This is a genomic window from Rhodanobacter sp. Root179 (genome assembly GCF_001428465.1).
Classification (GTDB): Bacteria; Pseudomonadota; Gammaproteobacteria; order Xanthomonadales; family Rhodanobacteraceae; genus Rhodanobacter.
This window is the reverse complement of the sequence record NZ_LMHR01000076.1, coordinates 1-26,127: the sequence shown is the minus strand read 5'-3', so window position 1 is coordinate 26,127 and position 26,127 is coordinate 1. Positions and strand designations below refer to the sequence as shown.

At 66.3% G+C, this 26,127-nt stretch carries 26 protein-coding genes, 1 tRNA gene and 1 riboswitch; of the genes, 15 read left to right on the top strand and 12 right to left on the bottom strand.

Going from position 1 to position 26,127, the window contains the following annotated elements; all coding sequences use genetic code 11:
- Positions 1–28: 28 nt before the first annotated feature.
- A riboswitch (glycine riboswitch) is annotated at positions 29–126 on the bottom strand.
- Between the two features lie 209 nt (positions 127–335).
- Positions 336–743, top strand: a complete 408-nt coding sequence (locus tag ASD82_RS09355; protein ID WP_056717564.1) for a VOC family protein — start codon at positions 336–338, stop codon at positions 741–743.
- A 180-nt stretch (positions 744–923) separates the two neighbouring features.
- Here the strand turns inward: ASD82_RS09355 and ASD82_RS09350 are convergent.
- Positions 924–1,010, bottom strand: a tRNA-Leu gene (locus ASD82_RS09350).
- A 258-nt stretch (positions 1,011–1,268) separates the two neighbouring features.
- On the opposite strand from ASD82_RS09350, the gene rnr reads away from it, so the two are divergent.
- The 4 genes from rnr to sugE all read left to right on the top strand — a co-directional run bounded on the left by rnr (position 1,269) and on the right by sugE (position 5,230).
- On the top strand, positions 1,269–3,827 hold the full coding sequence (rnr, locus tag ASD82_RS09345; protein ID WP_056717563.1) for a ribonuclease R: 2,559 nt from the start codon (positions 1,269–1,271) through the stop codon (positions 3,825–3,827).
- Positions 3,824–4,570: a 23S rRNA (guanosine(2251)-2'-O)-methyltransferase RlmB gene (gene rlmB, locus ASD82_RS09340; RefSeq protein ID WP_056717562.1), complete on the top strand. Its 747-nt coding sequence runs from the start codon at positions 3,824–3,826 to the stop codon at positions 4,568–4,570. The genes rnr and rlmB overlap by 4 nt, the downstream gene beginning before the upstream one ends.
- Complete coding sequence (locus ASD82_RS09335; protein WP_056717561.1) at positions 4,567–4,836, top strand: hypothetical protein; 270 nt, start codon at positions 4,567–4,569, stop codon at positions 4,834–4,836. The genes rlmB and ASD82_RS09335 overlap by 4 nt, the downstream gene beginning before the upstream one ends.
- Positions 4,837–4,912: 76 nt before the next feature.
- Positions 4,913–5,230 (top strand): quaternary ammonium compound efflux SMR transporter SugE, encoded by a 318-nt coding sequence (gene sugE, locus ASD82_RS09330; RefSeq protein ID WP_056717560.1) that lies wholly within the window; start codon positions 4,913–4,915, stop codon positions 5,228–5,230.
- Between the two features lie 17 nt (positions 5,231–5,247).
- Here the strand turns inward: sugE and phoU are convergent, their stop codons facing one another.
- The 6 genes from phoU to rnt all read right to left on the bottom strand — a co-directional run bounded on the left by phoU (position 5,248) and on the right by rnt (position 10,730).
- The gene (phoU, locus tag ASD82_RS09325; protein WP_056717559.1) at positions 5,248–5,970 is read right to left on the bottom strand and encodes a phosphate signaling complex protein PhoU; all 723 of its coding nucleotides are present in this window, start codon (positions 5,968–5,970) and stop codon (positions 5,248–5,250) included.
- A 139-nt stretch (positions 5,971–6,109) separates the two neighbouring features.
- Complete coding sequence (gene pstB / locus ASD82_RS09320; RefSeq protein ID WP_056717558.1) at positions 6,110–6,919, bottom strand: phosphate ABC transporter ATP-binding protein PstB; 810 nt, start codon at positions 6,917–6,919, stop codon at positions 6,110–6,112.
- A complete protein-coding gene (gene pstA / locus ASD82_RS09315) occupies positions 6,912–7,778 on the bottom strand; it encodes a phosphate ABC transporter permease PstA (RefSeq protein WP_056717557.1) in 867 nt (288 codons plus the stop codon). The genes pstB and pstA overlap by 8 nt, the downstream gene beginning before the upstream one ends.
- Positions 7,778–8,785, bottom strand: coding sequence for a phosphate ABC transporter permease subunit PstC (pstC, locus tag ASD82_RS09310; RefSeq protein WP_056717556.1), 1,008 nt, complete (start codon positions 8,783–8,785; stop codon positions 7,778–7,780). Before pstC ends, pstA begins: the two co-directional genes overlap by 1 nt.
- An 86-nt stretch (positions 8,786–8,871) precedes the next feature.
- Positions 8,872–9,906: a phosphate ABC transporter substrate-binding protein PstS gene (gene pstS / locus ASD82_RS09305; RefSeq protein ID WP_056717555.1), complete on the bottom strand. Its 1,035-nt coding sequence runs from the start codon at positions 9,904–9,906 to the stop codon at positions 8,872–8,874.
- A 164-nt stretch (positions 9,907–10,070) separates the two neighbouring features.
- The gene (gene rnt, locus ASD82_RS09300; protein WP_056717554.1) at positions 10,071–10,730 is read right to left on the bottom strand and encodes a ribonuclease T; all 660 of its coding nucleotides are present in this window, start codon (positions 10,728–10,730) and stop codon (positions 10,071–10,073) included.
- Between the two features lie 185 nt (positions 10,731–10,915).
- Here rnt and ASD82_RS09295 point away from each other — a divergent pair, with 185 nt between their 5' ends.
- Entirely contained in the window at positions 10,916–12,169 is a 1,254-nt protein-coding gene (locus ASD82_RS09295; protein ID WP_056717553.1) for a porin, read from the top strand.
- 150 nt (positions 12,170–12,319) lie between these two features.
- Here ASD82_RS09295 and hflD read toward each other — a convergent pair whose 3' ends face one another.
- Genes hflD through ASD82_RS09280 form a run of 3 tightly spaced genes read right to left on the bottom strand, consistent with a single transcriptional unit; the run spans position 12,320 to position 14,578 of the window.
- Positions 12,320–12,943: a high frequency lysogenization protein HflD gene (hflD, locus tag ASD82_RS09290; RefSeq protein ID WP_056717552.1), complete on the bottom strand. Its 624-nt coding sequence runs from the start codon at positions 12,941–12,943 to the stop codon at positions 12,320–12,322.
- Between the two features lie 10 nt (positions 12,944–12,953).
- Positions 12,954–14,096 carry a tRNA 2-thiouridine(34) synthase MnmA gene (gene mnmA, locus ASD82_RS09285; RefSeq protein ID WP_056717551.1) on the bottom strand — a complete coding sequence of 381 codons (1,143 nt, stop codon included), beginning with the start codon at positions 14,094–14,096 and terminating at the stop codon, positions 12,954–12,956.
- Positions 14,093–14,578, bottom strand: coding sequence for an NUDIX hydrolase (locus ASD82_RS09280; RefSeq protein ID WP_056717550.1), 486 nt, complete (start codon positions 14,576–14,578; stop codon positions 14,093–14,095). Before ASD82_RS09280 ends, mnmA begins: the two co-directional genes overlap by 4 nt.
- A 122-nt stretch (positions 14,579–14,700) precedes the next feature.
- Here ASD82_RS09280 and clpS point away from each other — a divergent pair, with 122 nt between their 5' ends.
- Positions 14,701–15,027 carry an ATP-dependent Clp protease adapter ClpS gene (gene clpS, locus ASD82_RS09275; protein ID WP_007808959.1) on the top strand — a complete coding sequence of 109 codons (327 nt, stop codon included), beginning with the start codon at positions 14,701–14,703 and terminating at the stop codon, positions 15,025–15,027.
- Between the two features lie 66 nt (positions 15,028–15,093).
- Positions 15,094–17,364, top strand: a complete 2,271-nt coding sequence (gene clpA, locus ASD82_RS09270) for an ATP-dependent Clp protease ATP-binding subunit ClpA (protein WP_056717549.1) — start codon at positions 15,094–15,096, stop codon at positions 17,362–17,364.
- A gap of 106 nt (positions 17,365–17,470) precedes the next feature.
- Here the strand turns inward: clpA and infA are convergent, their stop codons facing one another.
- The gene (gene infA, locus ASD82_RS09265; RefSeq protein ID WP_007508585.1) at positions 17,471–17,689 is read right to left on the bottom strand and encodes a translation initiation factor IF-1; all 219 of its coding nucleotides are present in this window, start codon (positions 17,687–17,689) and stop codon (positions 17,471–17,473) included.
- A 107-nt stretch (positions 17,690–17,796) separates the two neighbouring features.
- Positions 17,797–18,072, bottom strand: a complete 276-nt coding sequence (locus ASD82_RS09260; RefSeq protein WP_056717548.1) for a polyhydroxyalkanoic acid system family protein — start codon at positions 18,070–18,072, stop codon at positions 17,797–17,799.
- Between the two features lie 91 nt (positions 18,073–18,163).
- Here ASD82_RS09260 and ASD82_RS09255 point away from each other — a divergent pair, with 91 nt between their 5' ends.
- The 7 genes from ASD82_RS09255 to pgsA all read left to right on the top strand — a co-directional run bounded on the left by ASD82_RS09255 (position 18,164) and on the right by pgsA (position 25,994).
- Positions 18,164–18,931: an FHA domain-containing protein gene (locus ASD82_RS09255; protein ID WP_056717547.1), complete on the top strand. Its 768-nt coding sequence runs from the start codon at positions 18,164–18,166 to the stop codon at positions 18,929–18,931.
- A gap of 84 nt (positions 18,932–19,015) precedes the next feature.
- Complete coding sequence (gene serC, locus ASD82_RS09250; protein ID WP_056717609.1) at positions 19,016–20,104, top strand: 3-phosphoserine/phosphohydroxythreonine transaminase; 1,089 nt, start codon at positions 19,016–19,018, stop codon at positions 20,102–20,104.
- 93 nt (positions 20,105–20,197) lie between these two features.
- Positions 20,198–21,286: a prephenate dehydratase gene (gene pheA / locus ASD82_RS09245; protein WP_056717546.1), complete on the top strand. Its 1,089-nt coding sequence runs from the start codon at positions 20,198–20,200 to the stop codon at positions 21,284–21,286.
- Complete coding sequence (aroA, locus tag ASD82_RS09240) at positions 21,283–22,593, top strand: 3-phosphoshikimate 1-carboxyvinyltransferase (RefSeq protein WP_056717545.1); 1,311 nt, start codon at positions 21,283–21,285, stop codon at positions 22,591–22,593. Before pheA ends, aroA begins: the two co-directional genes overlap by 4 nt.
- A gap of 57 nt (positions 22,594–22,650) precedes the next feature.
- On the top strand, positions 22,651–23,430 hold the full coding sequence (gene kdsB / locus ASD82_RS09235; RefSeq protein ID WP_056717544.1) for a 3-deoxy-manno-octulosonate cytidylyltransferase: 780 nt from the start codon (positions 22,651–22,653) through the stop codon (positions 23,428–23,430).
- Between the two features lie 38 nt (positions 23,431–23,468).
- Positions 23,469–25,310 carry an excinuclease ABC subunit UvrC gene (gene uvrC / locus ASD82_RS09230; protein WP_056717543.1) on the top strand — a complete coding sequence of 614 codons (1,842 nt, stop codon included), beginning with the start codon at positions 23,469–23,471 and terminating at the stop codon, positions 25,308–25,310.
- A 72-nt stretch (positions 25,311–25,382) separates the two neighbouring features.
- Positions 25,383–25,994 (top strand): CDP-diacylglycerol--glycerol-3-phosphate 3-phosphatidyltransferase, encoded by a 612-nt coding sequence (gene pgsA, locus ASD82_RS09225; RefSeq protein ID WP_007808940.1) that lies wholly within the window; start codon positions 25,383–25,385, stop codon positions 25,992–25,994.
- Positions 25,995–26,127 lie beyond the last annotated feature (133 nt).

Sequence of the window (26,127 nt, the reverse complement as noted above, 5' to 3'; positions counted from 1 at the left end):
CGAAGACTGGCGTGTCGTGCCGCACGCGGGGCGCCCCTCTGTCCTTTTGCCTGAGAGTTTGGAAACGCGGCGGCGTTTCGTGCCCCTTCGGCGGCGGCTTCAGCCGCTCTCTCCAGAGTGTTCACGCATGGTGGTATGGGGGCCTGAGCGATTACGGGCGTTGCGTCTTCGGCAGCGGCCATGTCCTGCGAGGGACGGGCCGCTTCTCCCACCATGCGTTTACCGCGGCGATTATACAGGGGGAACGGGGGCTGTCGCGGCCGGCCGACGCCCGGTTCAGGGAGCCGCCGGACCGCCCCCGTTATGCTCGGCTGCCTCATCGACCGGGAGTGCGCATGATTCGGATCGCCGACATCGACCACGTGGTGTTGCGTGTCATCGACAGCGACGCCATGCAGCGTTTCTACTGCGACGTGCTCGGCTGCCGCGAGGAGCGTCGGCAGGACGAGATCGACCTGGTGCAACTGCGCGCCGGCCGCTCGCTGATCGACCTGGTCGCCGTCGACGGCAAGCTGGGTCGCCACGGTGGCGCCGCGCCGGGTGCGCAAGGCCACAACATGGATCACCTGTGCCTGCGCGTGGAGGATTACGACGAGGCGGCGATCCTGGCCCACCTGAAGTCGCACGGCGTGCGCATCGGCGAACTGGGCTCGCGTTACGGCGCGCAGGGTGAGGGGCCGTCGATCTATCTGTATGACCCGCAGGGGAACATGGTTGAGTTGAAGGGGCCGGCAGCGGGCTGAAGAGCGCCCGTCCCGACTTTCAATCAAATCCGGAAAGACGAAGGCCGCCTTGTCGGGCGGCCTTCCTGACTTTAGTCAAACTTGAAAAAGACGAAGGCCGCCTTGTTAGGCGGCCTTCCTGACTTTAATCAAACCCGGAAAAGACGAAGGCCCGCATCGCTGCGGGCCTTCGTTTACAATTGGTGCCCAGGAGAGGACTCGAACCTCCACGGAGTTGCCCCCGCTAGCACCTGAAGCTAGTGCGTCTACCAATTCCGCCACCTGGGCAGGTGTCACGTTGCTCAGCGAGCTGCGTGAGCCGCGTAATTTAGGCATCTGCCGACGGCTTGTCAACACTTTTTCACAACCATCTCTCGCGACGTGGCATTCTCCGCGGCGCAAACATCACAAGGATACTGAGTGACCAGAAAAACTCCCCCCAAGTCCGGCCATCCCCAGGACTCGCATCCCGCGAAGAAATCCGCCAAGCGGACACCGCGCGCTGCATCCACGCCGGACAAGCGCACCCGGGCCGCCGCAGGCGCCGTGCGTGATCCCCATGCCGATCGCGAGGCGCAGCGTTATGCGCGCCCGATCCCCAGCCGCGAGGCGATCCTCGCCCTGCTCGAAGAGCGCGGCGAGCTGTTGACCGAAGCGCGCATTGCCGAAGCGCTCGGCATCCACGAAGAAACCGATCTCGAAGCCTTGCGCAAGCGCCTCGGGGCGATGGTGCGCGATGGCCAGATGCTGCTTGGCCGCCGTGGCGGTTACGCGCCGACCCAGAAGCTCGACCTGATCGCCGGCCGCGTGCTGGCCAATGCCGAAGGCTATGGCTTCCTGCGCCCGGACGAGGGCGGCGAAGACCTGTACCTGTCGCCGCAGCAGATGCGCGCGGTGATGCATGGCGACCGCGTGCTGGCCAGCGTGGTCGGCATCGACCGCCGCGGCCGCAAGCAGGGCGCGATCGCCGAAGTGCTGGAGCGGCGTTCGCCGCGCCTGGTCGGCCGGGTGGTGATCGACGACGGCGTGACCCTGGTGACACCGGATGATCGCCGCCTCAATCACGACGTGATGATCAAGCCGGGCACGGAGCAGGGCGCGAAGTCGGGCCAGATCGTGGTGGTCGAGATCACCGCGCCGCCCACCGCCCAGCGTGGCCCGGTGGGCGAGATCCGCGCCGTGCTGGGTGAACGCCTGCAGCCATCGCTGGTGGTGGAAATGGCGATCGCCAGCCACGACCTGCCGCACGAATGGCCGGCCGACGTGCTGCGCGATGCGGCCCAGGTGGAAGCGGTAGTGACCGCTGCCGAGCGCGAGGGTCGCACCGACATCCGCAAGCTGCCACTGGTGACCATCGACGGCGCCGACGCACGCGACTTCGACGACGCCGTGTATGCCGAGCCGAAGCGTGGCGGTGGCTGGCGGCTGATCGTGGCGATCGCCGACGTGTCGCACTACGTGCAGGTCGGCAACGCGCTGGATCGCGAGGCTTACGAACGCAGCACCTCGACCTACTTCCCCGGCTTCGTCGTGCCGATGCTGCCGGAGACGCTGTCCAACGGCATCTGCTCGCTGAACCCGAACGTCGAGCGGCTGTGCATGGTCTGCGACATGCTGGTCGATGCCGAGGGCAACGTCACCAAGTCGAAGTTCTACGACGCGGTGATGCTGTCGCACGCCCGGCTCACCTACGACAAGGTGTGGCAGGCGGTCGGCCTGCGCGACAAGGATGCGCGCCACGAAGTAGCCGACGTGCTGCCGCAGCTGGAGAACCTGCACGCGCTGTACAAGGCGATGGCCGGCCAGCGCAAGCGGCGCGGCGCGATCGACTTCGAGACACCGGAAGTGAAGTTCCGCCTCGACCAGAGCGGCAGCGTCGAGTCGATGGGCGCCACCGAGCGCAACGACGCGCACAAGCTGATCGAGGAATGCATGATCGCCGCCAACGTGCAGGCGGCGCTGTTCCTGGAGAAGAAGAAAGTCCCCGCGCTGTTCCGCGCCCACGAGCCGCCGCCGGCCGAGAAGTACGAAGACCTGCAGCAGTTCCTGCGCGAGTTCAAGCTGCGCATGCCGCCGGTCGACGAGGTGACCCCGGCGGATTTCGCCGAAATCCTGCGCATGGTGCACGACCGCCCCGAGCGCGAACTGATCCAGAACGTGCTGCTGCGCTCGCAGAGCATGGCCGCGTACCAGCCCGACAACCGCGGCCACTTCGGCCTGGCGCTCACCGCCTACGCGCACTTCACCTCGCCGATCCGCCGCTATCCGGACCTGCTGGTGCATCGGGCGATCCGCTATGCGCTGACCGGTCGCAAGCCGGCCGACTACACCTACAGTCCCAGCGACATGGCGGCGATGGCGATCCACTGCTCGCAGCGCGAACGCCGTGCCGAGGAAGCCGAACGCGACGTCGACGAGCGCTTCAAGTGCGCGTGGATGGAAAAGCACATCGGCAGCGAGTTCGACGGCGTGGTCACCGGCGTCACCTCGTTCGGCCTGTTCGTGGAACTGGACGAGTCGAAGGTGTCCGGCCTGGTCCACATCAGCCAGCTCGCCAACGACTACTACCACTTTGACGCCACCCGCAAATTGCTCAAGGGTGAGCGCACCGGTGCGCAGTTCCGCCTGGGCGACCACGTGCGCATCCAGGTGCTGCGGGCCAGCCTGGAGGATCGTAAGATCGACTTCCGGCTGGTCTCGCCGCGTACCCCGGCGACGACGCCGACCGGCAGTGGCAAGGCCTACGACTATGCAGCCAGTGGCGAGCGCTATTCGTTGCCGAAGAAAGCCGCGGCCACGACCAAGGCGCCGGGCATGTTTGGCCGCGCCGCGAAGGCGATCGGCCGCGCGTTCGGGCGCAAGGAAGTTGAAGTTGCCGTGCCTGCGCCAACACCGGCTCCACGCAAGGCGGCGGTGAGCGATAATCCGCCGCTGCGTTCGTCGTCATCGTCGCGCGGTGCGCAGCGTCCAGCCCGCAAGGCTGAAGCGTCCTCCTCCCGTGGTCCGCGCAAGGAGGCTTCGCCCAAGCGTGGTCAGGCTCCGGCCGCCGCGCCCACCGCGAAGAAGGCTCCGCGGCGTCGACCCAAACCGAAAGGCAAGCCATGAGCGAGAGCTGGATCGTCGGGATCAACCCGGTCGAAGGCGCGTTGAGCAACGACGCCGAACGCGTGCGCGAGGTGCTGGTCGAGAATGGCCAGCGCAACGCCCGCGTGCTCGAGCTGGCCGAACGCGCGAAGAAGTTGAACATCCCGGTGCTGCACCGGCCCCGCGACGAGCTGGACAAGCATGCCGGCGAAGCGCGCCACCAGGGCGTGGCGGCACGTTATGAAGCCGCGCCCGCGGCGCACGAAAACGACCTGGCCGGCCTGCTGGAACGCGACGGCAGCGATGCCCTGGTGCTGGTGCTGGACGGCGTCACCGATCCGCACAACCTCGGCGCCTGCCTGCGCAGCGCGGCGGCCGCCAAGGTCACCGCGGTGATCGTGCCGAAGGATCGCGCGGTGGGCCTGACGCCGGTGGTGCGCCGGGCTTCGGCCGGCGGTGCCGACCGGGTGCCGCTGATCGCGGTCACCAACCTGGCGCGTACGCTGCGTGAACTGAAGGACGCCGGCGTGTGGATCACCGGCCTGGCCGGCGACACCGACACCACCATCTACGGCGTCGACTTCAAGGGGCCGGTGGCGCTGGTGCTGGGCAGTGAAGGCGAGGGTATTCGCCGGCTGACCCGTGAGCTGTGCGATTTCGTGGCGAAGATCCCGATGCCGGGCACGATGGAAAGCCTCAACGTCTCCGTCGCCACCGGCGTGGTGCTGTTCGAGGCGTTGCGCCAGCGGAGCGCGAAGCGATGAGTTTCTTCTGGTACGACTGGGCCGGTTACCTCGGCGTGGCGCTGGTGCTGCTGGCGTTTTTCCTGCTGCAGGAGCGCAAGCTGCAGGGTAGCGGGCTGGTCTACCAGCTGATGAATGTGCTGGGTGCGATCGGCGTGATGCTGTCGTTGGGCTTCGGCAGCTTCAACCTGTCGGCGTTCATCATGCAGGTGGCCTGGTTGCTGATCGGCGGCTACGGCATCGTGCGCGGCATCAAGCGTCGACGCGAGACGCCCGGGCTGCCGTAGCGGCGGCGTGCGCAGGGACGACCCTGCGCACTTTTCCATCGCGGGGACGGCCCTGCCACACACAGAGGAACACCACATGGCGTGGATCTATCTGCTGCTGGCCGGCCTGTTCGAAGTGGTCTGGGCCATCGGCCTCAAGTACACCGAAGGTTTTACCCGGCTGTGGCCCACGGTGGGCACCCTGGCGGCGATGGCGGTCAGCATCGTGTTGCTGGCGATGGCGGTGAAAACGCTGCCGATCGGCACCGCGTATGCGATCTGGACCGGCATCGGTGCGGTCGGCGCGGTGGCGCTGGGCATCGTGCTGTTCGGCGATCCGGCCACGCTGCCGCGGCTGCTGTGCGTCGCGCTGATCTTGGTCGGCATCGTCGGCCTCAAGCTCACCGCGAGCTAGCAGGAGCAGGCAAACGCCTACTCGCCCAGCTTGGTGATCTCCGGGTTCGAGGTGAGGTCGCGCTTGCTGCGCTGCTTGTCCAGCGGTTCGCCGGTGACCTGGAACCAGATGTTCTCGGCGATGTTGGTGGCGTGGTCGCCGATGCGCTCGATGTTCTTGGCCATGAACAGCAGATGGGTGCACGGCGTGATGTTGCGCGGGTCTTCCATCATGTAGGTCAGCAACTGGCGGAAGTAGCCGGTATAGGCCTCGTCCAGCACCACGTCGTTCTTCCACACCTGGTAGGCGCGTTCGACATCGCGGTCGCGGTAGGCGGCCAGTACCTCGCGTACTTCCTCGGCGGCCAGCCTGGCGAGGTGGTTCAGGCCGTGGACCGGGGCGACCGGCGCCACCATCGACAGCGGAATCGAGCGTTTCGCCACGTTGGCCGCGTAATCGCCGATGCGCTCGATGTCGGAGGCGATGCGCAACGCGGCATACACGTTGCGCAGGTCGCCGGCCATCGGTGCCCGCAGCGCCAGAAGCCGCACCACGTCGTGGCCGATCTCCTGCTCCAGCTGGTCGATCGCCTCGTCATTGCCGACCACCCGCTGGGCGGCGCGCTCGTCGCGGCGCTCCAGCACGTCGATGGCCGCTTCCAGCTGGGTCACCGACAGCTCGCCCATGCGCACGATCTCGCCGGTGAGCCGGGTCAGTTCGCTGTCGTAACTCTTGATGATGTGGTCGGTGCCGGTGTTCATGGTTGCCTCGAAGTGTTCAATCAGCCTTTTGAGCCGTCATTCCCGCGCAGGCGGGAATCCATGTCGCTTTCGTGCGAAAGAGCCGGGTCAAGATGGATTCCCGCGTGCGCGGGAATGACGCCGCGATGGATCCCGGCTCTCAGCCAAACCGCCCGGTGATGTAATCCTCGGTCTGCTTCTTGCCCGGCTTGGTGAAGATCTTTTCGGTGCGGTCGAACTCGATCAGCTCGCCCAGGTACATGAAGGCGGTCTGGTCGGAAACGCGCGCGGCCTGCTGCATGTTGTGGGTGACGATGACGATGGTGAACTGGCTTTTCAGTTCTTCCACCAGTTGTTCGATGCGGCCGGTGGCGATCGGGTCCAGCGCCGAGGTGGGTTCGTCCAGCAACAGCACCTCGGGCTTCAGCGCGATCGCGCGGGCGATGCACAGGCGCTGCTGCTGGCCACCGGAGAGGCCGAGCGCGTTCTGCTTGAGCTTGTCCTTCACCTCGTCCCACAGCGCGGCATTGCGCAGGGCCTGTTCGACCCGGCCTTCCATGTCCTTGCGCGACAGTTTCTCGTGGTGGCGGATGCCGTAGGCCACGTTCTCGAAGATCGTCATCGGGAACGGCACCGGCTTCTGGAACACCATGCCGACCTTGCTGCGCAGGCGGTTCATCGAATAGCGCGGGTCGAGGATGTTGTCGCCGTCCAGCCGGATCTCGCCCTTCGCCTCCAGCTTCGGATAGATCGCGTAGATGCGGTTGAAGATGCGCAGCAGGGTGGACTTGCCGCAGCCGGACGGGCCGATGATCGCGGTGACCTGCTTTTCCGGGATATCCATGTTGATGCCTTTCAGCGCATGGAAACCGTTGTAGTAGAAGTGCAGGTCGCGCACGGTGATCTTGGGCGCCGCCGCCGCTGCGGGCGCCACCGGCGCCGGGTTCGTGGCGAGGGCGGAATCAGTCATGGGACACCTTGGTGCGGGAAAGGATCAGGCGCGAGGCCAGGCTCAGCAGCAGCACGAACATGGTGATCACGAACGCGCCGGCCCAGGCCAGGGCATGCATCGCGTCGCCCGGGTCGTTGGCGTACTGGTAGATGATCTGCGGCAGGCTGGACATCTTCTCCAGCGGATTGACCGCCATGTAGTTGTTGCCGAACGCGGTGAACAGCAGCGGCGCGGTCTCGCCGCTGATCCGTGCCAGCGCCAGCAGCACGCCGGTGATGATGCCCGAACGGGCGGCGCGGATCAGGATCTGCAGGGTCAGCTTCCACTGCGGCACGCCCAGCGACAGCGCCGCCTCGCGCAGGGTGGAGGGCACCAGCCGCAGCATCTCGTCGGTGGTGCGTACGATCACCGGCAGCGCGATCAGCGCCAGCGCCACGCCGCCGGCAAAACCGGAGAACGTGGTCGAGCCATGGGTGAGGGCGGTGCTGGGCAGCACGATGATGGTGTAGACGAACAGGCCCATCACGATCGACGGCGCCGACAGCAGGATGTCGTTGAGGAAGCGGATCGACTCGCCCAGCTTCGTGCGGTTCGCGTACTCGGCCAGCCAGGTGCCGGCCAGCACGCCGATCGGCGTGGCGATGCCGATGCCGATGAAGTTGATCACCAGGCTGCCGACCATCGAGTTCAACAGGCCGCCGTCCTCGCCATAGGCGGTGATCTTCGTGAACAGTTTCAGATCCAGCGCGCTGATGCCCTGGCGCAGGGTTTCCCACAGGATCCATGCCAGGAAGGCCAGGCCGACCAGGGTGGCCAGCAGGCTCAACGCCATCGCCAGCGCGTTGGCGATGCGGCGGCGCAGGTACAAGGTGTTCATCAGCGCCCCTCCTTGCTGGCCAGCCGTCGCAACATCAATCGCGCGATCAGCAGCACGATGAAGGTGACCACGAACAGCAGGAAGGCCAGTGCCATCAGCGAGGACTTCTGCAGGCCCGCCGCTTCACTGAACTGGTTGGCGATGGTCGAGGCGATCGAGGTGCCCGGATCGAGCAGCGACGCCGACAGGTGCATCGCGTTGCCGAGCACGAAGGTCACAGCCATGGTTTCGCCCAGCGCGCGGCCGAGGCCGAGGAAGATGCCGCCGATCACCGCCGAGCGGGTGTATGGCAGCACGATGTCCCACGACACCTCCCAGGTGCTGGAGCCCAGCGCATAGGCCGACTCCTTCAGCCGGGTCGGCACGGTCTGGAACACCTCGCGCATCACCGAGGAGATGAACGGGATGATCATGATCGCCAGCACGATGCCGGCCACCAGGATGCTGGCGCCGAACGGGTAGTCGCTGCCGAACAGCTTGCCCACGAAGGGCACGTGTTCGGCCACCCACGACAGCTGGCCGTCGTCGGGCTTGTTGCCGAGGTTGTTGGTCAACCACGGCTTGATGTGTTCGGCGAAGAACGGGGCGAATATGAAAAGCCCCCACATGCCGTAGATGATCGAGGGGATGCCGGCCAGAAGTTCGATCGCCGAGGCGATCGGCGTGCGCAGCCAGGTCGGCGCGACTTCGGACAGATAGACGGCGATGCCGAAGCTGATCGGCACGGCTACAGCCAACGCGATGAACGAGGTGGCGAGGGTGCCGTAGACCGGCACCAGCGCACCGTAGACGTCGTTGCCCGGGTCCCATTCCGAGCTGATCAGGAAGTGCCAGCCAAACGTGGCGAACGCCTCGCGGCCACCCCACAGCGTGGCGCCCGCGGCACCGAGCAGGGCCGCCAGCACGATCAGCGCGCAGCCCTTCAGCAGCCAGCGAAACAGCCGCTCGTGACGGGCGTCGCGGCGGCTGCGCTGTTCCAGGATGTCGGTGGTGGAGGCAGTGGTCATGCGGGACTCTGTGAATGAACTCGTGAACCTCACCACACCGTTCTCCCCCGGACTCGATCCGGAGGAGAACGGCTTCGATCAAACCATCAATGCTGGAATTCGGAAGCCCAATACGCCTCGATCTTGCTGACCAGCGCGGTCGGCAGCGGCACGTAGTCGAGTTCGCTGGCCGCCGGCTGGCCATGCTCCAGAGCGTACTTGAAGAAGTCGAAGGCGACCTTGCTGTTGCCGGCGTTCTTCGGCGACTTGTACATGATCATCCAGGTGGTGGCAGTGATCGGCCACGCCTGTTCGCCCGGTGCATTGGTCATGATCAGGTTGAAGTCCTTGGCGCTGGCCCAGTCGGCCGTGGCGGCGGCAGCAGCGAAGGCTTCGGCGCTCGGCTTCATGAAGTTGCCGCTGGCATTCTGCAGGTCGACCCAGGCGAGCTTGTTCTTCACCGCGTAGGCGTATTCGACGTAGCCGATCGAGCCCTTGATCTGGCGCACGTACTGCGACACGCCTTCATTGCCCTTGCCGCCCACGCCGGTCGGCCATTCAACCGCCGTGCCGAACTTCACCTTGGTCGCCCATTCATTGCTGACCTTGGACAGGTAGTTGGTGAAGTTGAACGAGGTGCCCGAACCGTCCGAACGATGCACCACGGTGATCTTGCCGGCGGGCAGGGCCAGGCCGGCGTTCAGCGCGGCGATCTTCGGGTCGTTCCAGTTGGTGATCTTGCCCAGGAAGATGTCGGCCAGGGTAGCGCCATCCAGCTTGACCTGGTCCGCCTGCACGCCGGCGATGTTGACCACCGGCACGATGCCGCCGACCACGATCGGGAACTGGCCCAGGCCGTACTTCTGCAGGTCTTCCGCCTTCATCGGGGCGTCGGAAGCGCCGAAGTCGATGGTGCCTTCCTTGATCTGCGCGATGCCGGCGCCGGAGCCGACCGACTGGTAGTTCAGGCGGTTGCCGGTCTTCTCGGCATACGCAGCCGACCACTTGGACATGACCGGGTAGACGAAGCTGGAGCCGGCGCCGGTGATGTCGGTGGCCTGCGCGGCGGCCGCGCCGAAAGTCGAGGCCACGGCCAGGGTGGCGACGGCGGCGAATCGGACAGGTAAGTTGCGGATGGTCAAGACGGTAGCTCCTATCGAGTGAGGTCGGATGCGACCCCGCCATTTCAGGCTCTTCGTGTTGCCATTGGATGAAATGAATGTTTCAGGAAGATGACATGGGTGGGGAACGGTGATCAGAGACCGAAAGCGACAGCGGCGATGCTCTGCCGTTCCCCGCTCTCGCCTCAGCCCACGCCCAGCCCGACATGCGCCTGTTCGAACAGCTCCAGCTGGCGCCAGCGGTTGACCACGCTGCAGAACAGGTCGGCGGTGCGTTCGGTGTCGTAGACGGCGGAATGGGCTTCGCGGCTGTCGAACGCATGACCGGCGGCGAGCACGGCCTTGCTCAGCACAGTCTGGCCATAGGCAAGCCCGCCCAGGCTGACCGTGTCGAAGCAGCTGAACGGATGGAACGGATTGCGCTTGTGTCCGCAGCGTTTCACCGCCTGGTTGAGGAAGCCCAGGTCGAACGCGGCGTTGTGGCCGACCAGGATCGCCCGCTGGCAGCCGGCCTCGCGCACCGCTTCGCGCACCACATGGAAGATGTGGTCCAGTGCCTGCCGCTCGGCCAGTGCACCGCGCAGCGGATTGGTCGGATCGATGCCGGTGATCTCCAGCGAACGCGGGTCGAGGTTGGCGCCGGGGAAGGGCTCGACGTGCGTGGATACCGTAGGCTGCCGTTGCAGGAAGCCGTCTGCGTCCATGCACAGGGGCACGGCGGCGATTTCGAGCAGTGCATCATGTTCGGCGTCGAAGCCGCCGGTTTCCACGTCGACCACTACCGGCAGAAAGCCGCGGAACCGTTCGGCCATGCGTGGCGCGGCGCTGTTGTTGGGGATTTCCATCGGCGAAGCATATCAGTCGTGCTGCGCGGCATGAGGCGGCGAAGCAAGGCGCGGTTGTCATGGTGGTGTCATGAAAGCGGCATTCAACGGTAAAAATCGCTGGGCAAACTTGTTAACGAATCGCTAGCCGGCCATCGGATCGAGGGGGCGATCGAGATTTTCCCATCAACTTTCGGAGTAATGACATGCGTTCCAAATTGATTGCGGTAGCGATCGCCGCTGGCCTGGGCGTCAGCAGCTTCACGGCCGCCGCGGCGCCGCAGCGGACGACCACGGCCGCCAGCAGCAGCGAAGTCGAACTCCTCAAGGCCCAGTTGAGCGCGTTGCAGGCCAAGGTGGACGAACTGGAACAGCGCACCGACGCGCAATCCGAGATCAATGTCAGCACCGGCCAGGCGGTCGAGAAGGCGACCAACGTGACGGCCGCCAGCGACAAGAAGTTCGCGGCACTGGAAAAGGCGGTCAACAACACCACGCTGTCCGGAAGAATGTACTTCGATGTCACCAGCATTGATCAGAAGAACAGCGACACCGGCAAGACCAATGCGTCCGGCCTCGGCATCGACGTGAAGCGCTTCTACCTCGGCGTCGACCACAAGTTCAACGACATCTGGTCGATGAGCCTGACCACCGACTTCAACTACGTCAGCAACGATGGCGAAACCAACCTGTTCGTCAAGAAGGCGTACGTGCAGGGCAAGTTCGACCAGGCCGCCGTGTTCCGCATCGGTTCGACCGACATGCCGTGGATTCCGTTCGTCGAGAATTACTATGGCTTCCGCTACGTGGAACCCACCACAACCGACCGCCTGAAGTACGGCAACTCGGCGGACTGGGGCCTGCACCTGGGCGGCGAGATCGGTGCCGGGAAGTCGCTCAACTACGCGGTGTCCGTGGTCAACGGCAACGGCTACAAGAACCCGGGCCGCAGCAAGGGCGTGGACGTCGAGGGTCGCGTGGGCTTCGTGCCGTTCGAGAACATGGTCGTGGCCGTCGGTGGCTACAGTGGCCACCGTGGTCAGGAAACCCAGTTGACCGACGCGCAGAACACCGCCCAGCGCGGCGACCTGATGGTGGCCTACGCCAGCGACGCGTTCCGTCTCGGCGCCGAGTATTTCACCGCCAGGAACTGGAACAACGTGCTGACCACGGCGACGGACAAGGCCGACGGCTACTCGGTGTGGGGCAGCGTGGCGATCGCCGATGGCGTCAACCTGTTCGCCCGTTACGACAATGCCAAGCTCAGCAAGACCCTGGACAGCGCCAACAAGGATGTCTACTACAACGCCGGCGTCGAGTTTCAGGTGACCAAGGGCTTCAAGCTCGCTGGCGTGTGGAAGCACGAGAAGGCGGACAAGTCGGTGGGTACGCCGGCACCGCTGCACGTGCAGAACGTGAAGACCAACGAGATCGGCGTGTTCGGCGAGGTGCGGTTCTAAAACTGTCACACGGCCGCGGCATACTGCGGCCCTGCGGACGGCGAAGCGCACGGGACAGCGCATAGGGTTATCGCAAGGGAGTTTCACCCAGGGAAGGAAAACGGCGGGCTTTGCCCGCCGTTTGCTTTTCCGCCGAGCGAAAACCTGCGATCAGCGCCGATCCAGCGTGGCCCCGGTCAGCAGGCCGCGTGCCAGCATGCTGCACTGGCGCCGGTACAGCAGCAGCTGCCACTGGCGTCCGCCCAGTTGCCGCCACAGCACCGCCGAACGCATCGCGGCGAGCAGGTTGGTGCGGACCTTTTCCACCACGCTGGGCAACTGCAGCTGTTGCGGGTTGCCGCTGACCATCACCCGCGGGTTGAGGATCGACAGGGTGGAGGCGTACAGCTCGGCCAGCCGGCTGTTGACCTGGCTGGAATCCTGGCCGAAGTGCTCGACCTGCCGCTGCGCGGCGATGATGCCCTGCTGCAGTTTCTCCAGCAGGTCCGGACGTGCGGCCAGGCTGCGCTCCAGCCGCATCACGGTGACGGTCATGCGCGTCACCGCCATGTCGCGGCCGGTTTCGTCGAGTTGCGCGATCAGCGTGCGCAGGCCGAGCCGCACGTTCGCGGCGTCGCCGTACACGGCGACCACGGAAGGCGCGTCGATGCGGAACACGCTGGCCACGCTGGCTTCCATCGCGCCTTCGTCGCAACGCCCGTCATTGGCCAGTTGCTGGGCCAGCGCGCAGGCCTGGAACAGGCCGGCCAGGGCAAGCACACGCTCTTCGGTCATGGAAAAAGTTTCAAGCACGGATTGGAGCCACTCTTGCAGGGGAAGGGGAGGCGAACGCCGGCAGCAGGCCGCCGTAGGCCGCGTCGGTGGCGGCGATCACCGCGCCGCCGAGGCAGACCTCGCCATCGTAGAGGACGACCGACTGTCCGGGTGTGACGGCGCGCTGGGCGTCGTCGAAGTGGATGTCCAGGCCGGTGGCGGTCACGCTGACCGTGCAGGCCTGGTCGGCCTGCCGATAACGGGTGCGGGCAGTGCAGCGGAACTCGTCCGCGGGCGCGCGGCCATCGACCCAGGTGGGTGCCTCCGAGCGCAATCGCCGCGAATGCAGCCAGCGGTTCTCGCCGCCCTGGGCGACATACAGCACGTTCGCCGCCACGTCCTTGCCGACCACGTACCAGGGCTCGCTGGCGGCGCCATGGCGGCCGCCGATACCCAGCCCGTTGCGCTGGCCCAGGGTGTAATACATCACCCCGTCGTGCTTGCCGATCAGCTCACCGTCGGGGCTGCGCATCTCGCCGGGGCGGGCCGGTATGTATTGCGACAGGAAACCGCGGAAATCGCGCTCGCCGATGAAACAGATGCCGGTGGAGTCCTTCTTGGCGTGGGTGGGCAGGTGGGCCTCGCGGGCCAGTTCGCGCACGCGGGGCTTTTGCAGCCCGCCCAGCGGGAACAGCGTGGCAGCCAGTTGCTGCTGGCCCAGCGCATGCAGGAAATAGCTCTGGTCCTTGGCCGTGTCCACCGCACGCAACAGGCGGTAACGGCCGTCCACGCAGTCGACCCGGGCGTAATGGCCGGTGGCGATCTTCTCGGCGCCCAGCGCGTGCGCTTCGTCGAGAAAGGTCTTGAACTTGATCTCGCGATTGCACAGCACGTCGGGGTTCGGCGTGCGCCCGGCGCGATACTCGGCCAGGAAATGCTCGAACACGCCATCCCAGTATTCGCCGGCGAAGTTGCGCGCGTGGAACGGAATGCCCAGGCGCCCGCACACGGCCACGGCGTCCTTGCGGTCGGCGTCGGTGGTGCACGGGCCGGAGCGCTCGTCCTCTTCCCAGTTCTGCATGAACAGGCCCTCGACTTCGTAGCCGGCCTGCTGCAGCAGCAAGGCGGCCACCGACGAGTCGACGCCGCCGGAAATGCCCAGCATCACCTTCACGACGGCTCGCCTTCGGGCAGGTGGCTCAGGATCTCCAGCGGCAGCCGCTGGCCGCCCAGCCACAGGTCGATGCTTTGCAGGATCATCGGGCTGCGCAGGCGCTCGCCCAGCGCGGCGATCTCCTCGCGGGTCAGCCACAGCGCGCGGCGGATGTCGCTGTCCAGCGGGCGGTCGGGATCATGGCTGATCGCGCGAGCGGCGAAGCTGAAGCGGACCACCGCGTCGCCATGCTCGGTGCTGCGCCACTGGTGCACGCCGATCAGGTGTTGCAGTTCCACCGTCCAGCCGGTTTCCTCCAGGGTTTCGCGCAGGGCGGCCTGGGCGAGGCTTTCGTGGTCGTCCAGGTGGCCGGCCGGCTGGTTGTAGACCAGTCGCCCGGCCACTTCTTCCTCCACCATCAGATAGCGTTCGCCCCTGGTCACCACGCAGGCCACGGTGACGTGCGGACGCCAGATATCGGAGTTGGGGGAGGAATCGGCCATGGACAGGCAATACCGGGGTGGAAAAGTGCCCATTGTGCCATCACCTCTGCTGACGCACCGTTGCGGCAGGGACGCATCCGCCGCGGCGTATACTTCGAACCAGAGAAACGACCCTGACCAACATGGCCCACGAACCCGAACATGAGCACGACAGCGGCCGCGGCCTGGCGCTGGAAACCGCGAAGCCCGAGGTGGCGCGGCCCCCGCTGTTCCAGGTGCTGCTGCTGAACGACGACTTCACTCCGATGGATTTCGTGGTCGAGGTGCTGCGCAGCTTTTTCAACCTCGACCAGGAACAGGCGGTGCAAGTGATGCTGCACGTGCATACCCGCGGGCGTGGCGTCTGCGGCGTCTTCACCCGCGAGGTGGCGGAAACCAAGGTTACCCACGTCAACGAATATTCACGCTCCCATCAGCACCCGTTGTTGTGCACTATGGAAAAGCTCTGAGCGACCCCATTTCGTGCTCATTGCGGCGTTGAAGGCCGCTCCCACTGCAAAGCGGAGACGATCCGAATGTTCAGCAAGGATCTGGAAGTCACCATCGGCCATTGCTACAAGCAGGCCCGCGAACAACGCCACGAGTTCATGACGGTCGAGCACCTGTTGCTCGCCCTCACCGAAAACCAGTCCGCGCTCGGCGCCCTGCGCGCCTGCGGCGTGGACCTGCCGCGCCTGTCGGCCGACCTGGAGCGCATCATCGGTGAAACGGTGCCGGTGCTGCCGGCGGGCGACGAGCGCGACACGCAACCCACGCTGGGCTTCCAGCGCGTGCTGCAACGGGCGGTTTATCACGTGCAATCCTCCGGGCGGAAGGAGGTCACCGGTGCGAACGTGCTGGTGGCGATCTTCGGCGAAAAGGATTCGCACGCGGTGTATTTCATGCACCAGCAGGAGATCACCCGGCTCGACGTGGTCAACTACATCTCGCACGGCATCGCCAAGATCGGCGACGAGCCGGCTGCCGGCGTGGCCGGCGGCGAGCGCGAGGGCGAGGAGGGAGGCGAGCCGAAGGGCAATCCGCTGCAGGAGTTCGCCAGCAACCTCAACGAGCTGGCGCTGGAAGGCAAGATCGACCCGCTGATCGGCCGCACCGACGAGATCGAGCGCACCATCCAGGTGCTGTGCCGCCGGCGCAAGAACAACCCGCTGTACGTGGGCGAGGCCGGCGTGGGCAAGACCGCGCTGGCCGAGGGCTTGGCCAAGCGCATCGTCGACGGCGAAGTGCCCGAGGTGCTGGAAGACGCCACCATCTGGTCGCTGGACCTGGGCGCGCTGGTGGCCGGCACCAAGTACCGCGGCGATTTCGAGAAGCGCCTGAAGGGCGTGATCGCGCAGTTGAAGAAGCAGCCGGGCGCGATCCTGTTCATCGACGAGATCCACACCATCATCGGCGCCGGTTCGGCGTCGGGTGGCACCATGGACGCGTCGAACCTGATCAAGCCGATGCTGGCTTCGGGCGAACTGCGCTGCATCGGTTCGACCACGTTCCAGGAATACCGCGGCGTGTTCGAGAAGGATCGCGCGCTGGCCCGCCGCTTCCAGAAGATCGACGTGGTCGAGCCCACCGTGGCCGACAGCATCGAGATCCTCAAGGGCCTGCGCTCGCGCTTCGAGGAACACCACCACGTCGCTTATACCAACGAGGCGCTGAAGGCGGCGGTGGACCTTTCGGTCAAGCACATCCCCGACCGGCTGCTGCCGGACAAGGCGATCGACGTGATCGACGAGGCCGGCGCACGCCAGCGGCTGCTGCCCGAGGAACAGCGCACCGGCACGGTGGACGTCAGCGAGGTCGAGTACATCGTGGCCAAGATGGCGCGCATTCCGGCCAAGCAGGTGTCCGCCTCTGACCGCGACGTGTTGCGCAACCTCGAGCGCAATCTGAAGATGGTCGTGTTCGGCCAGGACCAGGCGATCGAGGCGCTGTCCGCATCGATCAAGATGGCCCGTTCGGGCCTTGCCGATCCGTCCAAGCCGATCGGCTGCTTCCTGCTGGCCGGTCCCACCGGCGTGGGCAAGACCGAGGTGACCAAGCAGTTGGCGATGCAGCTCGGCATCGAGATGATCCGCTTCGACATGTCCGAATACATGGAAGGCCATTCGGTGTCGCGCCTGGTGGGCGCGCCTCCGGGCTACGTCGGTTTCGACCAGGGTGGCCTGCTGACCGAAGCGGTGACCAAGCATCCGCACGCGGTGTTGCTGCTGGACGAGATCGAGAAGGCGCACCCGGACGTGTTCAACATCCTGTTGCAGGTGATGGACCGCGGCGTGCTGACCGACACCAACGGCCGCGAGGCGAACTTCAAGAACGTGGTGGTGGTGATGACCACCAACGCCGGCGCGGCGATCGCGGCACGGCGCAGCATGGGCTTCGTCGAGCAGAAGCACGAATCGGACGCGATGGAAGTGATCCGCCGCATCTTCACGCCGGAGTTCCGCAATCGGCTGGACGCGATCATCCAGTTCGGCGCGCTGGATTTCGAACACATCCTGCGCGTGGTGGACAAGTTCCTGATCGAACTGGAAAGCCAGCTGACCGAGAAGCGGGTGAGCCTGGACGTGGACGCCGACGCCCGCCGCTGGCTGGCCGAGCACGGTTTCGATCCGCAGATGGGTGCACGCCCGATGGCGCGTGTGATCCAGGAAAAGGTGAAGCGCGCGCTGGCCGACGAGCTGCTGTTCGGCAAGCTGGCCGACGGCGGCGTGGTGCGGCTCAGCGTCGCCGATGGCGAGCTGAAGGTCGATTGCCAGGCGGCCGAGCAGGTGCCGGCGGTGGTCGAGTAGCCCAAAGCCCGAATGACGGGCAAAGCAAAGGCGGCGCATTGCGCCGCCTTTGTCATGTCTGGCACCTCATCACGCGTTCACTGCATCAAGGCAGTGGCACGACCGCTTACTTCATGCGGTAGGTGATGCGTCCCTTGCTCAGGTCGTACGGGGTCATCTCGATCTTGACCTTGTCGCCCGTGAGAATGCGGATGTAGTGCTTGCGCATGCGACCGGAGATGTGGGCGATGATGACGTGCCCATTCTCGAGTTGTACGCGAAACATGGTGTTGGGCAGGGTCTCCTGGACCGTGCCTTCCATTTCGATGACGTCGTCTTTGGCCATGTGTTCCGGGGTTCACGCGCAGCCGTCATGGCCGCGTAAGCCGACGATTATGCCACGAAAGGGCGGCTGGTTAAAGAATCATCAAGCAGGCGGAACGCCGGGGCGGATCAGCTGAAATGCTCGTCCAGCTTGCGCCGGATTTCCTGCTCGACCATGCCCTTGAGTGGGGCCAGCATCAGGCCCAGCTCCGCCTTGACCTGGATCGCATCGCCGGCTACCGCGATGGAGCCGGTGACGCCGGGGCGCGAGAACAGCAGGGTATCGTCCTGCCAGCGGCCTTCCATGCCGAACTTTTCGTGCATGCGCGCGGCGACCTGTTCGACCACGGAACGGGCTTCGGCGATCGAAAGCTGGTGGGGACGGCGGATGTCGATCTTGGGCATGGAGATTCCGGGGATGGGGTGGCGTCTGCAGGCGAATCTTAAGGCACGGCGTCACATGATAGAGTTTCGCGGTCCTTTGACCGGTTCATCCATGCGTATCGAATTTCCCAATGCGGCCCGTGAAGACTTTCACTGGACGCAGGCGCTGTTGCGGATCGGCAGCGCTGCCCACAACGACCTCGTGCTGGCCTCCGGCCAGGCGGCGCCCGAACATCTGCGGATTCATCAGGATCGCCGCGGCTGGGTGTTGCAGGTGCTGCCGTCGGCGGATCGCATCCATGTCAACGCCCGTCCGGTGCGTGAGCAGGCCCTGTTGCGTGCGGGCGACGTGATCAGCGTCGGCGACTGCCGCATGCTGCTGCGTTCCGACGAAGACCCCGCGGGGCGCGCCTCGCCGCAGGTTTCCGGGCAGGGGCGTTGCACGGTGGCCTTGCGCGCCGTCGCGGGCCCGTTGTCTGGCCGGGTGCTGTCGCTGGAAGGGGGGCTGGAACTCGGCTCGTCAGGCCATTGCCCGCTGGAGTTGCCGCAAGGCGACGTGGTGGTGCTGCGGATTTTCTGGGAAGGCGGCCAGTTGTGGCTGGAAAACCTGCGTGCCTGCGAGCGCCATCCGCTGCGGGTCAATGGCACGGCCGTGCAGAAACTGGTCTTGCTGCCCGGCGACCAGATCGGCGTGGCCATGCATCGCTTCGTGATCGACGGTCCGGGCATGGAACCGGAGCCGGAGATCGTGATGGCCGAGTCGTGGCCGCAGCCGCTGCCGGAAGAATCGGCGGGTCCGACCAGCGAGGTCTGGTGGCTGATCGTCACCGCCGCCGTGCTGGCTCTCGGCATCGCCCTGGTCCTGCTGATCCGGTTCTGAGCCTGCCTGCGTCGTGGCAGTTGACCGCGCCATGCTGCGCTGCGGCATAATGCCGGACACACTTCCAACGGGATGCAGGCGCACGTGAGCAGAGTCTGGAACTTCAGCGCCGGTCCGGCGGCCTTGCCACCGGCGGTACTCGAACGCGCACAGCGCGAACTGCTGGACTGGAACGGCAGTGGCGCCTCGGTGATGGAGCAGTCGCACCGCGGCAAGCGCTTCATCGCGATGGCGGCGCAGGCGGAAGCCGACCTGCGCACCTTGATGCAGATCCCGGCCGATTACGCCGTGCTGTTCCTGCAAGGCGGCGCGACCCAGCACTTCGCGCAGATCCCGATGAACCTGGCCGGCCCGGACGACGGCGCCGACTACATCGTCAGCGGACACTGGAGCGCCAAGGCCGCCAGCGAAGCCGGTGCGTACGTGCGGGTGAATGTGGCGGCCAGCAGCGCCGCGGACGACTATCTCAGGTTGCCGCCGCGCGACAGCTGGCAGCTCGATCCGCGCGCCGCCTATGTGCACTACACGCCGAACGAGACGATCCACGGCGTCGAATTCCATGACGTCCCCGATGTCGGCGAGGCGGTGCCGCTGGTGGCCGACCTGTCCTCGAACATCCTGTCCGAACCGCTCGACGTCAGCCGTTTCGGGCTGATCTACGCCGGTGCGCAGAAGAACATCGGGCCGTCCGGCCTGGTGGTGATGATCATCCGCCGCGACCTGCTGCAGCGCGCGGGTCGGCCGATGGCGCGGATCTTCCGCTACGCCGAGCACGCCGCCGCCGACTCCATGCTCAACACGCCGAACACCTGGGGCTGGTACCTGGCCGGACTGACCTTCCAGTGGCTGCTGGAGCAGGGCGGCGTCGCCGCGATGGCTGACCTGAATCGGGCCAAGGCCGGCTTGCTGTACGGCGCCATCGACGGTTCGGACGGCTATTACCGCAACCCGGTCGATCCCGCTGCCCGTTCGCGCATGAACGTCCGCTTCGACCTGCACGACACGGCGCTGGATGCCGCGTTCCTGCAGGAGTCGGACGCCGCCGGCCTGCTGGCGCTGAAGGGACACAAGGCGCTGGGTGGCATGCGCGCCTCGCTGTACAACGCGGTGCCGCTGGCAGCCGTCGAGGCGCTGGTCGAATTCATGGGCGATTTTGTCCGCCGGCACGGTTGAGCAGGCGCAGACGGCGTTTTTCAGGCAGGATGCAACTTCTCCATTTGGACGTCCATCATCCGGACGTCCATTCATCCAGACAGTGATCGCATCATGACCGATTCAAAAACCCCGCTGAGCGAGATGCGCGAGCGCATCGACAGCATCGACCGGCAGATCCAGCAGCTGATCTCCGAACGCGCCAACCATGCGCGCACGGTGGCCAAGGTGAAGGGCGAAGGTCTTTCCGCGATCGACTATTACCGACCCGAGCGCGAGGCGCATGTCCTGCGCATGGTGGTGGACCGCAACGACGGCCCGCTCTCCGATACCGAGATGGTGCGCCTGTTCCGCGAGATCATGTCGTCCTGCCTGGCCCAGGAAGACCCGCTGAAGATCGGCTTCCTGGGGCCGGAAGGCACCTTCAGCGAACAGGCGGTGCGCAAGCATTTCGGTCACGCGGCCTACGGCCTGCCGCTGGGCAGCATTGAGGAAGTGTTTCAGGAGGTCGCCGCCGGGCATGCCGATTTCGGCGTGGTGCCGGTGGAGAATTCGGGGCAGGGCATGATCCAGGTGACGCTGGACATGTTCCTCACCTCCGAAGCCACGATCTGCGGCGAGGTCGAGCTGCGCGTGCACCAGTGCCTGCATTCGCTCACCGGGAAGCCGGAGGACGTCAGGCGCGTCTACGCCCATGCCCAGTCGCTGCAGCAGTGCAAGACCTGGCTGCGCATCAACCTGCCCGAGGTGGAGTGCATCGCGGTGGGCAGCAATGCCGAGGCGGCGCGGCTGGCCCGCCATGCCGACGATGCAGCGGCGATCGCGGGCGAGACCGCGGGCAAGGTCTACGGCCTCAAGACCGTGGCGAAGGGCATCGAGGATCGCGCCGACAACACCACGCGCTTCCTGGTGATCGGCCGGTCGCTGTTCCCGCCCTCGGGCAATGACCGCACCTCGTTGCTGATCACGGTCAACGACAAGCCCGGTGCGCTGTACGACGTGCTCAGCCCGTTCGCGAAACACGGCGTCAGCCTGAACCGGATCGAGTCGCGGCCGGCGCATACCGGCAAGTGGCAATACGCATTCTTCATTGACGTTTCAGGGCATATCGACGAAGGCTCGCTGCAGGCCGCGGTGCAGGACATCGGCGCCTCGGCGGCCACCGTGCGCGTGCTGGGCTCCTATCCGGTGGCGCTGCCTTGAGCGGCCGGCTCGACTGGAGCAGCCGAACGGGCGGCGCGTTGCAGGGCAGCGTCACCGTGCCCGGCGACAAGTCGGTGTCCCATCGTGCGCTGATGCTGGCCGCCATCGCCGAGGGCACCTCGCATATTCATGGCTTCCTCGAAGGCGAGGACACCCGGGCCACCGCCGCCGTGCTGGCGCAACTGGGCGTACGCATCGAGACGCCGTCGGCCGGCGAGCGCGTGGTGCACGGCGTGGGCCTTCACGGTCTGCGCGGCACCACGCTGCCGCTGGATTGCGGCAACGCCGGTACCGGCATGCGCCTGCTCGCCGGCCTGCTGGCGGGCCAGGCGTTCGACAGCACGCTGGTCGGCGATGCGTCCCTGTCGAAACGACCGATGCGCCGGGTGACCGATCCGCTGGCGCTGATGGGCGCACGCATCGATAGCCATGATGGCCTGCCACCATTGGACGTCCATGGTGGGCAGCCGCTGCGCGGTATCCGCTACGAGCTGCCGGTGGCCAGCGCCCAGGTGAAGTCGGCCCTGCTGCTCGCGGGCCTGTACGCCAAGGGCGAAACGGAAATCATCGAACCGCACCCGACCCGCGACTACACCGAACGCATGCTGGCGGCGTTCGGCTGGCCGATCGTGTTTGCGCCGGGCCACGCGAGACTCGAAGGCGGACACCTGCTGCGCGCCCGGGATGTCGACGTGCCGGCGGACTTTTCCTCGGCCGCGTTCTTCCTGGTCGCTGCCAGCATCGTGCCCGGTTCGGCGTTGCGCCTGCCCGGCGTGGGGCTCAACCCGCGTCGCACCGGCCTGCTGCAGGCGTTGCGGCTGATGGGGGCGGACATCACCGTCGAACACGAGCGCGAAGCCGGCGGCGAGCCCGTCGGCGACCTGGTGGTGCGCCACGCCGCGCTGCACGGTGTCGAGCTGCCGGAGTCGATCGTGCCGGACATGATCGACGAGTTCCCCGCCTTGTTCATCGCGGCGGCGGTGGCTTCCGGTCGTACGGTGATCCGGGGCGCCGCCGAGCTGCGGGTGAAGGAATCCGATCGCATCGCGACCATGGCCGCGGGCCTGCGTGCGCTCGGCGCGCGCATCGAGGAAACGCCCGATGGCGCGATCATCCACGGCGGCCGGCTGGCCGGTGGCGCGGTGGACAGCCATCTCGACCACCGCATCGCGATGAGTTTCGCGGTGGCCGGGCTGGTCGCCGACGCACCGGTGCAGATCAATGACTGCAGCCATGTCGCCACTTCGTTCCCGGGCTTCGTGACGCTGTCCAACGGTTGCGGTTTCGACCTGCGCGATGCGGACTGAGCCGCCGCGCAGGCTGTATCTTGGTGGCATTGGTCCGGGCTGCTGAAGGTTTTATCCATGTCGAACGTCGTACCTCCCTTCATCGTGGCGATCCCCGCCCGTTACGGCTCGACCCGCCTGCCGGGCAAGCCGCTGCGCGAGATCGACGGCATTCCGATGGTGGTGCGGGTGGCGCAACGCGCCTTGCAGGCCGGCGCCGCCCAGATCGTGGTGGCGGTGGACGATGCGCGGATCGCCGATGCGCTGGCCGGGCAGGCCGGCATCGATATCTGCATGACCCGCGCGGACCACGCCTCGGGCAGTGACCGGCTGGCCGAATGCGCGCTGCATTACGGCTGGAGCGCGGACAGCATCGTGGTGAACCTGCAGGGTGACGAGCCGTTCGCCCCGGCCGCCGGCATTCGCGCGGTGGCGCAGGCGCTGGCCGGCGACGACGCGCCGATGGCCACGCTGGCCACGCCGATCATCGACGCCGAGGAACTGTTCGACCCGAACGTGGTGAAGCTGGTTCGTGCGGCGAACGGACACGCGCTGTACTTCAGTCGTGCGCCGATGCCGTGGGCGCGCGATGCGTTCGCCGGCGACCGACACAGCTTGCCGTCGGGCCTGCCGTTCCTGCGGCACATCGGCATCTACGCCTATCGCGCCGGTTTCCTGGACCGCTACACGCGCCTGTCGCGCACGCCACTGGAGCAGGCCGAGTCGCTGGAACAATTGCGGGTACTGGAACACGGCCACGCGATCGCGGTGCGACTGACCCCCGAACCGTTCCCGCCCGGCATCGATACCCAGGCCGACCTGGAGCGCGCCGAGCAGTGGTTGCGCACGCAGCACTAAGCCACCATATCGATCGGGCCGCCCTCTAGAATCGTCCCATGCAGCCCGCGCAACCGCCCCCCTTCGACGGCAAGGCCTTCGTCCGTACGCTCACTTCCGCCCCCGGCGTCTATCGCCACTTCGATGCAGCGGGCGAGCTGCTTTACGTGGGCAAGGCCGGCAACCTCAGGAAGCGCGTCAGCAGTTACTTCCTGAAGCCACGGATGGAACCGCGCATCGCGGCGATGGTGGCGCAGATCGCCCGCGTCGAGATCACCGTGACGCGCACCGAAGGCGAGGCACTGCTGCTGGAATCGCAGCTGATCAAGTCGCTGAAGCCGCGTTACAACATCCTGCTGCGCGACGACAAGAGTTATCCATACATCTACCTGTCCAGCGGCGAGGACTATCCGCGGCTGGCCTTCCATCGCGGTGCGAAAAACCTGCCGGGACGCTACTTCGGGCCGTATCCCAGCACTTACGCGGTGCGCGAGAGCCTCAGCCTGATGCAGAAGCTGTTCAAGGTGCGCCAGTGCGAGGACAGCTATTTCCGCAACCGCACGCGCCCCTGCCTGCAGTACCAGATCGGCCGCTGCAGCGCGCCGTGCGTGGGCCTGATCAGCGTGGAGGATTACCGCAACGACGTGCGCCACGCCGAGATGTTCCTGGAGGGACGCAGCAACGCGGTGATCGACGAGCTGGCCGAGGCGATGGAGCAGGCCAGCAAGGCACTGCAGTTCGAGCGCGCGGCGAAGCTGCGCGACCAGGTCGCCGCGCTGCGCCAGCTGCAGGCGCAGCACCACGTGCAGGGCGCCAGTGCCGACATGGACGTGATCGCCTGCCGCATCGAGGCGGGCATGGCCTGCGTCAGCGTGCTGTTCTTCCGCAACGGCATCAGCCTGGGCACGCGCGAATTCTTCCCGCGGTTGCCGCTGGATGCCGAGCCGGCCGACGTGCTGACGCAGTTCATAGCGCAGTATTACCTCGACCGGCCGGTGCCGCGGGAACTGATCCTTGGCGAGGCGCTGGCGGATCGCGGGATACTGGCCGAATTGCTGAGCCAGCATGCCGGTCGCGCGGTGGAGCTGAAGTCCAGCGTGCGGGGCGACCGCGCGCAGTTCCTGCAGATGGCCGAGCGCAACGCGCAGGCCTCGCTGACCGCGCGACTGGCCAGCCGGCAGACCCTGGGCACGCGCTTTGACGACCTGCAGAAGCTGCTCGGGCTGGAGGCGCCGCCACGCCGCATCGAATGCTTCGACATCAGCCACACGATGGGCGAACTCACCGTTGCCTCGTGCGTGGTGTTCGGCCCCGAAGGTCCGGAGAAATCGCATTACCGCCGTTTCAACATCGCCGGCATCACGCCCGGCGACGACTACGCGGCGATGCATCAGGCATTGACCCGGCGCTTCCGCAAGGTGGCCGACGGCGAGGGTGCGCGCCCCGACGTGCTGCTGATCGACGGCGGAGGCGGGCAGGTGGCGCAGGCGCTGGACGTGCTGAAGGAGCTCGGCGTCACCGGCATCGAGGTGGTCGGCGTGGCCAAGGGGCCGGGTCGGCGCGCCGGCGAGGAAACCCTGGTGCTGGCGCGGATCGAAGCGGGAAGCCCGGGACGCGAGCTGCACCCGGGCTCGTCGTCGCCCGCGTTGCATCTGATCGCCGCGGTGCGCGACGAAGCTCACCGCTTCGCCATCAGCGGCCACCGCAAGCGCCGCGAGAAGGCCCGCGAGCGCAGCGTGCTCGAAGACGTGCCGGGCGTGGGCGCCCGCCGCCGCTCGGCGCTGCTGAAGGCGTTCGGCGGCATGCAGGGGGTCGAGGGCGCCGGCGTCGAGGAACTGATGCAGGTGAAGGGCATCGACCGCGGCCTCGCCGAACGGATCTACGCCAGCCTGCATGGCTGAACATCGGCAAACCCTTTCACTCGGCAGTAGCGCATCGGCGTGCGAAACTGGCACAAATCACTGGAAAGAATCATGCGCATCAACCTGCCGACCTGGCTGACCCTGTTCCGTGTTGCCTTGCTGCCGGTGATGGTGGCGGTGTTCTACCTGCCGTTCCCCGGGCACAACATCACCGCGGCGATCGTGTTCGTGCTGGCTGCGATCACCGACTGGCTGGACGGCTATCTGGCCAGGCGCATGAAACTCACCTCGGCCTTCGGCGCGTTCCTGGACCCGGTGGCCGACAAGCTGATGGTGGCGGTGACCCTGTTCCTGCTGGTGGAAGCGCATCGCGGCGGCTGGCCCGGCATCGTGATGGCGGTGACGGCAGCGGTGATCGTGGGGCGCGAGATCAGCGTTTCGGCGCTGCGCGAATGGATGGCCGGCATCGGCATGCGCGCCACGGTGAAGGTCGCCTTCATCGGCAAGTTGAAAACGGTGATGCAGATGGTCGCGCTGGTGGTGCTGATCGTGCAGCACGAGAAGGCCGCCGAGGCGTTGCGGCTCTATCACATCGGCGAAGCGCTGCTGGTGATTGCCGGCGTGCTGACGATCTGGTCCGGCCTGACCTATCTGCGCGCCGCGTGGCCGCTGCTCAGCAGCGACATGCAGGAGCCGTCGCCGGTCGACAAGGCCGGGTCCTGAGCAGGCAGTCCGGGTTGTTGCAAATCCGGGCTTGACGATCCGCCATCACGTATTAGAATGCGCGGCTCCAATGCGGGAATAGCTCAGTTGGTAGAGCACGACCTTGCCAAGGTCGGGGTCGCGAGTTCGAGTC